This is a genomic window from Paraburkholderia sp. 2C (genome assembly GCF_054589215.1).
On sequence record NZ_BAAILL010000005.1, the window covers coordinates 102,271 to 115,699 of the forward strand.

The 13,429-nt window shown below is 64.9% G+C and carries 11 protein-coding genes; 5 read left to right on the forward strand and 6 right to left on the reverse strand.

From position 1 onward, the window contains the following. Positions 1–112: 112 nt before the first annotated feature. From ACYPXD_RS00645 to ACYPXD_RS00665, 5 genes are all read left to right on the forward strand, one after another. Positions 113–544, forward strand: coding sequence for a PAS domain-containing protein (locus ACYPXD_RS00645; RefSeq protein WP_459706285.1), 432 nt, complete (start codon positions 113–115; stop codon positions 542–544). Positions 545–808: 264 nt separating this feature from the next. After that, a complete protein-coding gene (locus ACYPXD_RS00650; RefSeq protein WP_459706287.1) occupies positions 809–2,410 on the forward strand; it encodes a Re/Si-specific NAD(P)(+) transhydrogenase subunit alpha in 1,602 nt (533 codons plus the stop codon). A 10-nt stretch (positions 2,411–2,420) separates the two neighbouring features. Further along, positions 2,421–3,833: an NAD(P)(+) transhydrogenase (Re/Si-specific) subunit beta gene (locus tag ACYPXD_RS00655; protein WP_459706292.1), complete on the forward strand. Its 1,413-nt coding sequence runs from the start codon at positions 2,421–2,423 to the stop codon at positions 3,831–3,833. Positions 3,834–3,951: 118 nt separating this feature from the next. Further along, a complete protein-coding gene (locus ACYPXD_RS00660) occupies positions 3,952–4,209 on the forward strand; it encodes a hypothetical protein (protein WP_459706295.1) in 258 nt (85 codons plus the stop codon). 143 nt (positions 4,210–4,352) lie between these two features. Beyond that, on the forward strand, positions 4,353–5,282 hold the full coding sequence (locus ACYPXD_RS00665) for an amidohydrolase family protein (protein ID WP_459706297.1): 930 nt from the start codon (positions 4,353–4,355) through the stop codon (positions 5,280–5,282). Here the strand turns inward: ACYPXD_RS00665 and ACYPXD_RS00670 are convergent. From ACYPXD_RS00670 to kynU, 6 genes are all read right to left on the reverse strand, one after another. Beyond that, complete coding sequence (locus tag ACYPXD_RS00670) at positions 5,243–6,532, reverse strand: styrene monooxygenase/indole monooxygenase family protein (RefSeq protein WP_459706299.1); 1,290 nt, start codon at positions 6,530–6,532, stop codon at positions 5,243–5,245. The two genes, ACYPXD_RS00665 and ACYPXD_RS00670, sit on opposite strands and share 40 nt — an antisense overlap. 262 nt (positions 6,533–6,794) lie before the next feature. Beyond that, a complete protein-coding gene (locus ACYPXD_RS00675; RefSeq protein ID WP_459706301.1) occupies positions 6,795–7,778 on the reverse strand; it encodes a sugar-binding transcriptional regulator in 984 nt (327 codons plus the stop codon). Positions 7,779–7,828: 50 nt separating this feature from the next. Further along, positions 7,829–9,316, reverse strand: a complete 1,488-nt coding sequence (xylB, locus tag ACYPXD_RS00680; protein WP_459706303.1) for a xylulokinase — start codon at positions 9,314–9,316, stop codon at positions 7,829–7,831. A 135-nt stretch (positions 9,317–9,451) separates the two neighbouring features. Continuing rightward, on the reverse strand, positions 9,452–10,861 hold the full coding sequence (dalD, locus tag ACYPXD_RS00685) for a D-arabinitol 4-dehydrogenase (RefSeq protein WP_459706305.1): 1,410 nt from the start codon (positions 10,859–10,861) through the stop codon (positions 9,452–9,454). 276 nt (positions 10,862–11,137) lie between these two features. Continuing rightward, entirely contained in the window at positions 11,138–12,100 is a 963-nt protein-coding gene (kynA, locus tag ACYPXD_RS00690) for a tryptophan 2,3-dioxygenase (RefSeq protein ID WP_459706307.1), read from the reverse strand. A 58-nt stretch (positions 12,101–12,158) separates the two neighbouring features. Continuing rightward, positions 12,159–13,409 carry a kynureninase gene (kynU, locus tag ACYPXD_RS00695; RefSeq protein ID WP_459706309.1) on the reverse strand — a complete coding sequence of 417 codons (1,251 nt, stop codon included), beginning with the start codon at positions 13,407–13,409 and terminating at the stop codon, positions 12,159–12,161. Positions 13,410–13,429 lie beyond the last annotated feature (20 nt).

A 13,429-nucleotide genomic window follows, 5' to 3' on the forward strand; every position in this document is an offset into this window, starting at 1 on the left:
GTTCCTTTTTGCAGCAGCAGCAAAAAACGGAGCGGCGGCCGAACAATGAACGACAGACACAGAGACACTTGCTCGCAACGCGGGCATCGCCCACAGCCCCGGACGACAGACTATGGCCCCCACCATCGATTTTCAACAGCTGGTCAATGCAATCGGCGACGCCGTCATCGTCTCCGGTCCGGACGGCGCGATTACGCTATGGAACCCGGCGGCCGAGCGCATGTTCGGCTTCACGCAGGAAGAAGCGCTGGGCCAGTCGCTCGACCTGATCATTCCCGAACGGCTGCGCGGCCGTCATTGGGAGGGCTACAGCAAGACGATGGCGACCGGGCAGACGCGCTACGGCCACGATCTGCTGAAAGTGCCGGCCGTCGACAAGCAGGGACGCGCGATGTCGATCGCGTTTACGGTCGCGCTATTGCATGCGCCCGACGGCGCCATAAGCGGCATTGTCGCGATCATCCGCGACGAAACCGCGCGCTTCGCCGAAGACCGCGCGCTCAAGAAGCGCGTGGCCGAGCTGGAGGCAAAAGTCAGCGCCTGACGCGCTAACGCTCGAAGCACGGTCCATTTCCCCAGATGGACCACTGCGCGGACCGCTGTACGGCTTTGACACCGGACCGCGCCTGAAAGACCGCCGAAAGACCGTACTGCGGCGGCTGACCGACCATTTGACAACAGGATTTCGGACCTTGCGAAGGCGCGACGCCCTCGCAAGGCGCGAGCGGCTGCGCGCGCGATGCGTGCAATCGCGCGGCATCCCGCGCGCCGCAGAACAGGATTTGAAACGTCGATTGGGAGCATTGCCATGCCGATGATGATTGGAGTACCGCGGGAGCGCTATCCGGGCGAGCGTCGTGTTGCATTGACGCCGGAGGTGGTCGGGCATCTGTCGAAGCTCGGTTTTAACGTCACGGTCGAGACAGGCGCGGGCGAACTCGCCGCGTTTTCCGACGATTCGTATCGCGCAGCCGGCGCGCAGATCGCGGAAAACGCGACTGCATTGCATGCGGCGGCCGACATCATCCTGAAGGTGCGCGCGCCGTCGCCCGAGGCCGCGGGCGGCGTCGACGAAATCGCGCTGCTGCGCGAAGGCACGACGCTGATCAGCTTTATCTGGCCGGCACAGAATCCGGAGCTGCTCGAACGGCTGCGCGCGCGCAACGTGACCGTGCTCGCGATGGACTGCGTGCCGCGCATCTCGCGCGCGCAGAAAATCGACGCGCTGAGCTCGATGGCGAACATGGCCGGTTATCGCGCGATTATTGAAGCCGCGCATCAGTTCGGCCGCGGCTTCATGGGGCAGATCACGGCCGCGGGCAAGATCGCGCCGGCGAAAGTGATGGTGATCGGCGCCGGCGTCGCGGGGCTTGCCGCGATTGGCGCCGCGCGCAGTCTCGGCGCAATCGTGCGCGCCTTCGATACGCGGCCTGAAGTGCGGCAGCAGGTCGAGAGCATGGGCGCCGAATTCCTCGAGCTCGATTACACGGAAGACGGCAGCGGTTCGGGCGGCTACGCGAAAGAAATGAGCGCCGCGTTTATCGAAGCGGAAATGGCGCTCTTTGCCGCCCAGGCAAAGGAAGTCGACGTGATCGTGACGACCGCGCTGATTCCGGGCAAGCCCGCGCCAAAGCTCATCACGAAGGACATGGTGCGCAGCATGCGCTACGGCAGCGTGATCGTCGATCTCGCGGCCGAGCAGGGCGGCAATTGCGAATTCACGCAACCGGGCGTCACGGCGCAGGCCGAAGGCGTGACGATGATCGGCTACACCGATCTGCCGTCGCGAATGGCCACGCAATCGAGCCAGCTGTACGGCACGAACCTGCGGCATCTGCTTACCGATCTCACGCCGGAAAAGAACGGCGAGATCGTCGTCAATCTCGATGACGAAGTGATCGCCGGCATGACCGTGATTCGCAACGGCGAAATCAAGTGGCCGACGCCGAAGCGCGCCGCGCCCGCTGCGCCCGCGGCATCGAATGCGGCAAACGCGGCCGCGCAACAACCGAAACCGGCCGGTCACGGCGCCGCAGCGGTGACCGCGGAACAACGCCGCCGTGCCACGACCCTCGGCATCGTCGGTCTGATCGTGGCCGCCGTGCTGATCGTCGCGCTAGGCGCCGTCGCGCCGCCCGCGTTCGTCGCGCACTTCACGGTGTTCGTGCTGGCGATCTTCATCGGGTACCAGGTTGTGTGGAACGTGACGCCTGCGCTGCACACGCCGCTGATGAGCGTCACCAATGCGATCAGCGGAATCATCGTGATCGGCGCGCTGCTGCAAGTCGGCACACCGCACCCGCTCGTCGTCGTGCTGGCGGGTCTCGCGCTGCTGATCGCCACGATCAATATCGCGGGCGGGTTCCTCGTGACCCAACGCATGCTGAACATGTTCCAGCGCGGCGAATAAGGAGACCGACATGCAAATCGGAACAAGCAGCGGAATCGGCAGCATGGCCTATCTGGCCGCAAGCGCGCTTTTTATCTTGAGCCTGCGCGGCCTGAGCCACCCCGCGTCCGCGCGACGCGGCAATCTGTACGGCGTCGCCGGCATGGCGATCGCGATCGTCACGACGTTATGGCTTTCGGGCGGCGCGGCGCTGCCGGTCGTCGTCGCGCTGATGGCGATCGGCGTCGCGGCTGGCGCGGTGCTCGCGCGGCGTGTCGAGATGACGCAAATGCCGCAGCTCGTCGCGGCGCTGCACAGCTTCGTCGGCCTCGCCGCGGTGCTCGTCGCGATCGCGAGCTATCTGTCGCCGGCTTCGGAGAGTGCGGCGACGTTCAGCGGTGCCGGGCAATCGATCCATGACGTCGAGATCTACCTTGGCGTATTCATCGGCGCCGTGACGTTTACCGGATCGATCGTCGCGTTCCTGAAGCTGCAAGGCACGATCGGCGGCAAGCCGCTGATTCTGCCGATGCGGCATCTGCTCAACATCGTCGGCATGCTTGCCTGCGTGGCGCTCGGCTATCTGTTCCTGACGGCGCCCGAGCCCGCGCAAGGCATCGGTCCGCTGCTGACGATGACCGCGATCGCCGCGTTGATCGGCGTGCATCTCGTGATGGCGATCGGCGGTGCCGACATGCCGGTGGTCGTGTCGATGCTCAACAGCTATTCGGGCTGGGCGGCGGCGGCAACCGGCTTCATGCTCAGCAACGATCTGCTGATCGTGACCGGCGCGCTGGTCGGCTCGAGCGGCGCGATTCTGAGCTACATCATGTGCCGCGCGATGAACCGCAAGTTCGTGTCGGTGATATTCGGCGGCTTCGGCACCGTATCGACGACCGCCGCAGCGATCGAAGGCGAAGTGGTGGCGGTATCGGTCGATGAAGTCGGCGCGCTGCTGCGCGATGCGTCGGAAGTGGTGATCGTGCCCGGCTACGGCATGGCCGTCGCGCAGGCACAAACGACGATCAGCGAAATCACGCGCAAGCTGCGCGACAAGGGCGTGAAAGTGCGCTTCGGCATTCACCCGGTCGCGGGCCGCCTGCCTGGCCATATGAACGTGCTGCTCGCCGAAGCGAAAGTGCCGTACGACATCGTGCTCGAAATGGACGAGATCAACGACGACTTCAAGAGCACCGACGTCGTGCTCGTGATCGGCGCGAACGACATCGTCAATCCGGCCGCGCTCGAAGATGCGGGCAGCCCGATTGCCGGCATGCCGGTGCTCGAGGTGTGGAAGGCGAACACCGTGATCGTGTCGAAGCGCAGCATGGCGAGCGGCTATGCGGGCGTCGACAATCCGCTCTTCTACAAGGAGAACACGCGGATGCTGTTCGGCGACGCGAAGCGCAGCGTCGAAGCGCTGCTCGCGCAGTTGAGCGCGTGAAGCCGGGCGCGTGCGGTCGAGCACACCGGGTCGAGCACGCGCAATGGAGCGGATAACGCTGCGCATGGTGGAGCGTTATCCGCGCTGCAAAACAAGCCCCTTTTGACTGGAGATGAATATGCACATCGAAACGCTTGGACGATATCAACTCGTACTGTCGGCGATGCAGTCGATTCAGAACGGCGGCTGGACCGCGTACGCGGCGGTGCGCACCATGTCCACGCAGGCGGCCGAAGACGCCGAGATCCTGCCGTATCAGCGTGTGGAAATCGATACGCTGTATGCGAGCGAGGCTGCGGCGATCGAAAGCGCGCGCAGCGCCGCGCTGCAGGCGATCGCGTCGGGGGCGAAGGTCGCGGCAAGCGGCGCGATGTGACATCGACGGGTCGCGCGTGCCGGCGCGCACGCGCGAGTCCCGGAAATAGTGTGGGCAGTTGCCTTGGACTCGGCCCCATGAACGCCTAAGCTTTTCGATGTGCTGCGCCCGTAGCGGCAGCGCCATCGAGACGAGGCCGCGCCATGACCATCCCGCAGAGAATCATCGACTCGCACCTCCACTTCTTCGATCACACACAAAACACCCATCCGTTCTTCGAACGCCGCGATCCGGGGTTCGAAGCATTCGTCGGCAACTACGACGCACTGCCGCGCCGCTTTCTGCCGGCCGACTATCTTGCCGCTGTCGCCGACGCAGGCGACTATCGCGTCGAAGGCGCCGTCTGGCATGAGTTTCTTTCAACGGACGCATACAAGGAAGCGGCGTGGGCGCAACAGCTCGCCGACGAGAGCGCTCGCTCGGGATTCCGCATCGCGTTGTGCGCGCTCGTCGAGTTTCTCGACCCCGAGCTCGAAGCGAAGCTCGACCGGTACGCGAGCTTGCCGAATCTGACCGCGGTTCGCGAGCACGTCATCTGGGACGACACGAATCCGCTCAGGCGGTTTTCGACACATCCGCATGTGATGCGCGACCCCGCTTGGAGCAAGCCGCTTCCGTTGTTAAAGCGCTATGGCCTGAAATGCGGGCTCTATGCGTTCGCGCATCAACTGCCCGATGTGATCGAAGTCGTGCGCAAGCATCCCGACATCGGCTTCACGAGCGCATTGATCGGCTGGCCGCTCGACCTGTCCGACGAAGGCTTCGCGCGCTGGAAGCGCAATCTGATCGAACTTGCCGCATGCGACAACGTACGCATGGACATCTCCGCGCTCGAATGCCTGTTCGGCATGCAATGGCAGAGGGAGGAAGCAGCGCGATGGGTATCGACGACGATCGAAACGATCGGCGTATCGCGCTGCATGTTCGGCAGCCATATGCCGATCGCCGGGCTTTCCGTCGGCTTCGGCGAGGTTTATCGGCGCTATGCCGCGATGGTGCGCGGGTTCTCCGCAAGCGAAGCCGACGAGATGTTTTACGGCGTTGCGAACCGCTGGTTCATGCCGCCCGTTTGAGAGACGGGCGCGGCGGACACGCTATCCTGCCGCTCCGCGATAAACCGTTCGCATGCCTCTGCATCCGACCACCACGGGAAAAACGACGGCGGATCATCGAAGCCATTGACGATCGCACTGGCAATCGCGGGTGACCGCACGGCGGCATCGAGCAGCCTCAACCGAAATTGCGGCGGCGGCATCAGCAGCGAATGGGTCCACTGCGTGACCGCCTGCGCGTACGTCCAGTAGTGCTCGAAGGTCTGCTCCATCCAGTCGCGCGTGAACGGCGCGTCGCCGTGCGCGAGGATCGCATCGAGATAGACCTTGCAAGCGTGCGTCGCGCTGCTCGAGCCCTGGCCGGAAATCGGATCGTTGAGCGCGACCGCGTCGCCGAGCCCGAAGACGAGCCGCCCCGACGGTAATTGCAGCACCGGCTTGCGCACGACGGGCGCAAACGTGCCGGCCAGAATACCGCGCGCGTCGGTCAACTCCGCGCGCTTTGCGCGGTCGGCTTCGCGCGGCAGCCACGTTCGCAGCAAGCGTTTGGCCGTATCGAGATGGTCGGCCGGCGTGATCGCGTCGCGCCATATATCGAACGGCCCCTGCGAAACGCCCTCGAAAAACATGATGTGACACGGGCCGCTTAGCGTAAGCGCGGGAATCACGAAGTATTCGCCGACCGATGGAACCACGTTGAACGAGACCCGAGAATAGTCGTCGGCCTCCGTGAGGCCATGCACATAGGCAAGCGAAAGCACTCTCTGCGGCGCGTCGAACGTCGAGCGCGATGCATCGCGTTCGAACAGTTGCGCGACATCGCCCTTGCCGGCGGACACGATCACAAGGTCATGCGTATCGACAAGCGCTTCGAGCTCCGCGACGCCGGCTTTCTGGATCAGCACGCGGGCGCCGCGCGATTCGAGCTTCGCGAGCCACGCGGACATCTTGATACGCTGATCGACCGATTGCGCGGGCCGGTCGAGCCGCGCTTTCCAGTCGATCAGCGGACCGCCGCCCGGATCGGGGCTTTGCAGCGAAAACGAAATGCCGTCGATGGGTGGACAGGTGCTGTCCCAATCGTTGATGCCGAGATCGCGCTCGATCTGCAGCGCGGCGCCGAACATGCATTGAGAGGACAGCACCTTGCCGCTGCGAATCTGATCCGGTGTGCGATCCGATACGACGGTGACCTCGTAGCCCTTGTCGAGCAGTCCGAAGGCGAGCGGCAAGCCCGCCTGGCCCGCGCCCACAATCGCGATTCGATGCATTCGATTTCTCCTCGGTTAGTCAGCGTTCGACGCTACCTAACAAAGGGGTATCGGCGATACAGGCGATACGAAAGCGTCGCCAGAGCGGCGAAGACACGGCGAGGTAATAAGGAACACGTGGCGCCGGCGAGGACCACGCGGTGCAATCTGGCCGTAACTAATGCGGCAACTAATGCGGCAATGAAGGGGGCAATGAAGGGGGCAAGCAAGGCCGCAACCAAGGTGGCACTGAAGCGCCGACTGAAGCGGCCAACAGGCAAGATTACCGCGCGGTTTCTTTCACCTCCTCGGCATCGACTGCTTCTTCGAGCGCCGCGCGCGCGCAGAGCTCATCGGTCACGAGCCCCGACAGCCAGCCGCCTTTGAGCGCGGCAATGATGGCGGTGCGCTTGCGTTCGCCGCAGGCGAAGCCGATTGTCGGCCGCTTCGGCGGGGAAACCGGGCGAATACTGGTTACACGCCGTTCGGTCGGCGACTCGATGCGTCCGCCGTCCGCGGAAATCGGCAAGCCGTGCAGTTCGGCGACCGCGCCGACCTGCATCAATTCGGCGACTTCATCGGACGTGATAAAGCCGTCCTCATGCAGCGGACACTGCGGCCCGATATTGCCGATGCCGACGAACGCCACATCCGCTTCGCCCGAAAGCGATTCGACGATCCGGTAAAGCCGGTGATTGCACCATTGCGCGCGTTCGGTTTCGCTATCCGCAATCAATGGCGCGGGCAACAGAAAGTACTTGCCGCCGGTCTTCTCGGAGATATGGAGCGCGACGTCATAACGATTCGACGACCCGTCATGCGCGATCGCGCCGACCATCGACACGAGCCGATGCTGCGGCCGCTCGAGCTGCCCGACCTGATCGACGACGGACTTCAGCGTTCGCCCGCTGCTGACCGCGACGACCATCGGCTTCTCTTCGCCGAGATACCGCTCCATGACCTGCGCGCCGGCAACCGCGAGCTTGCGGTCGATTTCTTCCTGTGTATCGTTGTCGACGGGCACGACTTCGCACATCGAGAGCCCGTAGCGTTTCGACAATTCATCGGCAAGCGCGAGGCACTCGGCCAGCTGATGATCGACGCGCACGCGAATCAGGTTTTTCTCGACCGCGAACGCAACGAGCCGCTGCGCGACGGGGCGCGACACCTGCAATTTTTCGGCGATCTCGTTCTGCGTGTTGCCGGCCACGTAGTAGAGCCAGGCAGCGCGCGTCGCGAGATCGAGTTTTTCGCTGGACTTGGGCACGGTGAATGGATGCGTGGGGCTTCAACCCGACAAGCGTTTCGACGTGAACGTTACGCTGTCGAGTCGCTGGTCGCCGTTTGCGCGAACAGCGGCTTCAGTTGCCGATACAGCGCGCGGTAGTTCTCGAGGCGCCGGCGCAGCACCGCATGCCGCCGCGGGTTCGGCGTGAACTCGATTTCGACGGGCGGCTTCGTCAGCACCTGCGCGGGGTCGCCGCCGGCCGCGAGCCAGCCGAGACGAGCCGCGCCGAGCGCGGCGCCCGTTTCGCCGCCGCCATGCTTGCGCGTATTCGTATTGAGGGCGTCCGCGAGCAGTTGCCCCCAGTAATTGCTGCGCGCGCCGCCGCCGAGCAGCGACAACGCGTTCGCTTCCGTGCCGGCCGCCTTCAATGCATCGAGCCCGTCCGTCAACGCAAGCGTGACGCCTTCGAGCACCGCGTAACCGAGCAGCGCGCGATCGGTCGCATGCGTCATGCCGAAGAACACACCTTGCGCGTACGGGTCGTTATGCGGGGTGCGCTCGCCGGACAGATACGGCAGGAAAATCGGCGCATGCGTGAGCGCGTCTTCGGGCAGCGCTTCGATTTCGGGCAGCAGCGACGTCTCGTTCGTGCCGGTCAGCTTGCAGACCCAACGCAGGCAGCTTGCCGCCGACAGCACGACGCTCATCTGATGCCAGCGATCCGGAATCGCATGGCAGAACGCGTGCACCGCGGACTCCGGATTCGGCCGGAAGCTGTCGCCGATCACGCACAGCACGCCCGACGTGCCGAGCGACACGAAACCGTCGCCCGGTTGCGTCGCACCGATGCCGATCGCGCTCGTCGCATTGTCGCCGCCGCCTGCCGCCACGACGACCGGCTCGCGCAAGCCGAGCTCGCGCGCCAGCTCGGGCTTCAGCATGCCCGACGGCGCGCTGCCTTCCGCGAGACTCGGCATGTTCGCGCGCGACAGATTGCACGCGGCGAGCAGCGAGTCGGACCAGTCGCGCTTGGCGACGTCGAGCCACAGCGTGCCGGCCGCATCGGACGGGTCGGACACCTTGCCGCCCGTCAGTTGCAGACGCAAATAGTCTTTCGGCAACAGCACGCACGCGGTCTGCCTGAAAATTTCGGGCTCGTGCCGCGCGACCCACAGCAGTTTCGGCGCGGTGAAGCCCGGCATCGCGAGATTGCCGGCCACACGATGCAGCTCCGGCGCGCGCTCGGTCAGCTCCGCGCATTCTTCGACGCTGCGCATGTCGTTCCACAGGATCGCCGGGCGCAGCACGCGGTCTTGCGCATCGAGCAGCACGGCGCCGTGCATCTGGCCCGACAGGCCGATGCCGCGAATCTGCGCGAATTCGTCGGGGTGCTTGTCGCGCAACGCGAACAGGGCGGCGCGCGTGCCTTCCCACCAATCGGTCGGGTTCTGCTCGGACCAGCGCGGATGCGGTCGCGACACCGTAAACGGTGAGCCCGCGGTGCCGATTACGCGTCCATCGGACGCGAGCAGCAGGACTTTTACTTCGGACGTGCCGAGATCGATGCCGAGATACATGTGCGCGGTACCTTCGTCGATAAAGATGCGCTACTTTAGCCGCATGCGGCGGCCGATGCCATGCGCGTTAGACCCTAAACGCGTTTTCATAATGGACTTTGGGACTTTGCAATCGTGGGTCCGTGACGCGCGTCCTCAAGCGCGCGTGTCGAGCCACGCGTCGACCCGCGCGAGCGCCGCGCGCACCGCATTCTCGAGTTGCGGCGTCTGCGCCATGCGGCCCCACAGCAGCCGGTCCGCGCAATACGCCTTGACCGGGTCCGCCGCCGCGAAGAAACCGCGCGCGACCTTTTCGTCCATCACGCCGTCCTGGTATGTGTACGGCAGCTTGCCTTGCTGCCAGCGGTCGAGAAAGCGGAAGAACAGCGCGGGCAGTATCGCGGTCGCGGCCGGCGTCTTGCCGCGCGCGAACGTTTCGGAAAGCGTCGGGGCGATAAAGCCGGGGATTTTCGAAAAGCCGTCGGCGGCCACGCGCTGGTTCGTGTCCTGGATAAACGGATTGCTGAAGCGTTCGAGCACGACGTCACGATAGCGGCCGAGGTCGATCGGGCTCGGCGTCAGGCACGGTATGACGTCTTGCGTCACATAGTCGTACGCGAACTGCTGGATCTCGCGGTCGATCGTGCCTTCGTGGATATAGCGCAAGCCGATCAGCGTGCCGGCCCACGCGATGCAACTATGTGTCGCGTTCAGGATGCGGATTTTCGCCTCTTCATAAGGCACCACCGAGTCGACCAGTTCGGCGCCGACTTTCTCCCACGCAGGGCGCCCCGCGCGAAACTGATCTTCGATCACCCACTGGATAAACGATTCACCCATCACCGGGCATGCGTCGTCGATGCCGGTCGCCGCGCGCACACGCTCGCGCACGTCGGGCGTCGGACGCGGCGTAATGCGGTCGACCATCGAACTCGGGCTCGCCGTGTTCGCCTCGAACCACGCGCGCAGCGCGGTCGCGCCGCGCCGGTCGAGAAACGCCGTCATGCCCGCATGAAAGCGGTGGCCGTTGCTGCGCAGGTTGTCGCAGGTCTGCAGCGTGACCGGGCCGGCGTCGCGCTGCATGCGCGCCTCGAGAATCGCGGCGAGCGCGCCATAAATGGTGATGCGCGCGCCGTTCAGATCGGCCGCGAGATCGGGGTTCGCCGTATCGAGATGATCGTGCTCGTCGAGGTAGTAGCCGCCTTCGGTGACGGTGAACGAGATGATCTTGCAGGCCGGATCGGCGCCCGCGTCGATCAGCGCTTTCAGGTCGGCGGACCACGGCAGCACGCGCGTGATCGAGTGGACCGCCTCGTACGCGCGCTCGCCTTGCGGCGTCACGGTTTCGAGCGTGTAGACGCCGTTTTGCGCGGCCAGCGCGTCCATCACGGCATTCATGTCGCTGCGGATATTGCCGACGGAAAGCGACCAGTGCGGCTCGCCCTCGACACGTGCTTCGTTGAGCCGGTGCAGATACCACGCCTGGTGCGCGCGATGAAACGAGCCTGCGCCGATATGCAGGATGACGTGCGCATTCGCGCCGCTGCCGCTCGGGACGCTGTTCATGATGTGTCTCCTAAGTCTTCTGCGCGCGTGGCCGTGGTGGGCGCGACCCGCGTCGATTTCGTGCTGTTGGTGTTGCCGGTGCCGCGAGGGCTTGTCAGTGCGCGAATGAGCCGTGCATCACGCGTCGGTCGCAGCCGTGTGCCGACCGACGTGGAGCATTTGCTCAGTTTGTGAACTTATGATCGTATTCGCTGCGACGAAAGTCAAGGCGGCACGACGAGGTTTTCGTGCGGCAGTGCGGCATGAAAGCGCAGAAGGGCAGGCGGGCGCGGCGGCCTACAGCACGGTGCGCACGTGCCACAGTTCGGGAAACAGCACGACGTCGAGCATCTTGCGCAGATACGGCACGCCGGGCGTGCCGCCGGTGCCCTGCTTGAAGCCGATGGTGCGCTCGACTGTCGTGACATGCCGGAAGCGCCACTGGCGAAACTCGTCTTCGAGGTCGACCAGCTCTTCGGCCATCTCGTACAGTTCCCAATGCTTGGACGGATTGCGGTAGACCTCGAGCCACGCGGCCTCGACGCTCGCGTCGTATTCGGTCGGCCTGGTCCAGTCGCGCGCAAGCCGCTCCGGCGCGATCGCGAGGCCGCGCCGCGCCAGCAGGCGCACCACTTCGTCGTAGAACGACGGCGCTTCGAGCAAGGTGCGAATGGCGTGCATCGCCTCGGGCCGTTGCGCGTGGAGCGTCACCATTTCCTCGTGCTTGTTGCCGAGCAGAAATTCCAGCTCGCGATATTGGAACGACTGAAATCCCGACGAACTGCCGAGGTACGGCCGCATCGACGTGTATTCGGACGGCGTGAGCGTCGCGAGCACGTCCCACGCCTGCACGAGCTGCTCGAAGATGCGCGACACGCGCGCCAGCATCTTGAACGCGCGCGGCAGTTCGTCGCGATGCACGGCGGCGAGCGCGCCGCGCAGTTCGTAAAGCGCAAGCTTGAGCCACAGCTCGCTCGTCTGATGCTGGATGATGAACAGCATTTCGTTGGGATCGGGCGATAGCGGATGCTGCGCGGATAGCAGCGTATCGAGCGACAGGTAGTCCGCATAGGTCATCGACTTCGACGTACCGCTGTCTTCGCCCGCTTTTTTGTCGGCGCGGTTGCCGCGGTCGCTGCCGTCGCCCGCGGCCATATGCGGCGCATGCGGCCCGTGCGCTCCATGCGCACTGTCGCGCGCGGCGGCGCCCGAGCCGTGCGGGCGCTCGTTGTCCTGCAGCTTCATCGGGTCGGTGGTCATCGTGCGTTCCTTGTCCGCTGCGTTTGAGCCGCTGCGTTTCAGCCGCGGCTTCGCCCGTTCAGGTCACCGTCGCGCGGTGGGCGAATTCCGCGGCTCGCCAGGTTTCGTTCGCGAGCACATCGCGCAACGCTTCGACCGTGTCCCATACGTCGACATAGCGCGTGTAGAGCGGCGTCAAGCCGAAGCGCAGCACGTGCGGCTCGCGATAGTCGCCGATCACGCCGCGCGCGATCAGCGCCTGCATCACTTCATAGCCGTTTGGATGCGCGACGCTCACCTGCGAGCCGCGCTGCGCGTGCTCGCGCGGCGTGATGAGGCGCAACGGAAATGCATCGCATCGCGCCTGAAGCAGCTCCATAAACAGATCGGTCAGCGCGAGCGATTTCTTGCGAATCGCCGGCATGTCGGTTTGCAGAAACACGTCGAGTCCGCATTCGACGAGCGCCATGGAGACGATCGGCTGCGTGCCGCTCAGAAAGCGCCCGATGCCGTCGTCCGGTTCGTAGAGGGGATTCATCGCGAAGGGCGCGCGATGTCCCCACCAGCCGGAAAGCGGCTGCGCGAACGCATTCTGATGCCGGTGCGGCACCCAGACGAACGCGGGCGAGCCGGGGCCGCCGTTCAGGTACTTGTACGTGCAACCGACTGCGCAGTCCGCGCCGACGGCGTTCAGGTCGAGCGGTACCGCGCCGGCCGAATGCGCGAGATCCCAGAGGGCGAGCGCGCCCTTCTGATGGATCAGTTGCGTGAGCGCGGCCATATCGTGCATATAGCCGCTGCGGTAGTTGACGTGCGTCAGCATCGCCACCGCGGTGTCGGGCTGCAGCGCGGCCGGCAGTTCCGACGGATCGTCGATGAGACGCAGCTCGTACGCGCCGTCGAACTGTGCAACGAGGCCCTGCGCGATATACAGATCGTTCGGAAAATCGCCGCGTTCGGCCACGATCACGCGCCGTTTTGGATCGCGCTGCCTCTGGAAACGCAAGGCGGCCGACAGCAGCTTGAACAGATTCACCGAAATCGAATCGGTGACCACGATTTCGTTGTGCGCGGCGCCGACGAGCGGCGCGAGCTTGTTGCCGAGGCGCTTCGCGAGCGCAAACCAGCCGGCCGTGTTCCAGCTGCGCACGAGCCCCTCGCCCCATTCGGCCGCGATCACGACTTGTGCGCGCTGCGCGGCGGCCGCGGGCGGCACGCCGAGCGAATTGCCGTTCAGATAGATCGTGTCGGGCGCGAGCGCGAACTGCGCGCGCAGTGGCGCGAGCGGGTCGGCTTCGTCGAGGGCTACGGCTTCGTCTCGGGTATTCATGGTGGTTCCGTCAGTCAAAA

Coding starts and splice junctions, on each gene's coding strand:
- dalD (WP_459706305.1), bottom strand. CDS start 10,861: ATGAACAGCGTCCCGAGCGGCAGCGGCGCGAATGCGCACGTCATCCTG.
- kynU (WP_459706309.1), bottom strand. CDS start 13,409: ATGAATACCCGAGACGAAGCCGTAGCCCTCGACGAAGCCGACCCGCTC.
- xylB (WP_459706303.1), bottom strand. CDS start 9,316: ATGTATCTCGGCATCGATCTCGGCACGTCCGAAGTAAAAGTCCTGCTG.
- ACYPXD_RS00665 (WP_459706297.1), top strand. CDS start 4,353: ATGACCATCCCGCAGAGAATCATCGACTCGCACCTCCACTTCTTCGAT.
- ACYPXD_RS00645 (WP_459706285.1), top strand. CDS start 113: ATGGCCCCCACCATCGATTTTCAACAGCTGGTCAATGCAATCGGCGAC.
- ACYPXD_RS00655 (WP_459706292.1), top strand. CDS start 2,421: ATGCAAATCGGAACAAGCAGCGGAATCGGCAGCATGGCCTATCTGGCC.
- kynA (WP_459706307.1), bottom strand. CDS start 12,100: ATGACCACCGACCCGATGAAGCTGCAGGACAACGAGCGCCCGCACGGC.
- ACYPXD_RS00660 (WP_459706295.1), top strand. CDS start 3,952: ATGCACATCGAAACGCTTGGACGATATCAACTCGTACTGTCGGCGATG.
- ACYPXD_RS00670 (WP_459706299.1), bottom strand. CDS start 6,532: ATGCATCGAATCGCGATTGTGGGCGCGGGCCAGGCGGGCTTGCCGCTC.
- ACYPXD_RS00650 (WP_459706287.1), top strand. CDS start 809: ATGCCGATGATGATTGGAGTACCGCGGGAGCGCTATCCGGGCGAGCGT.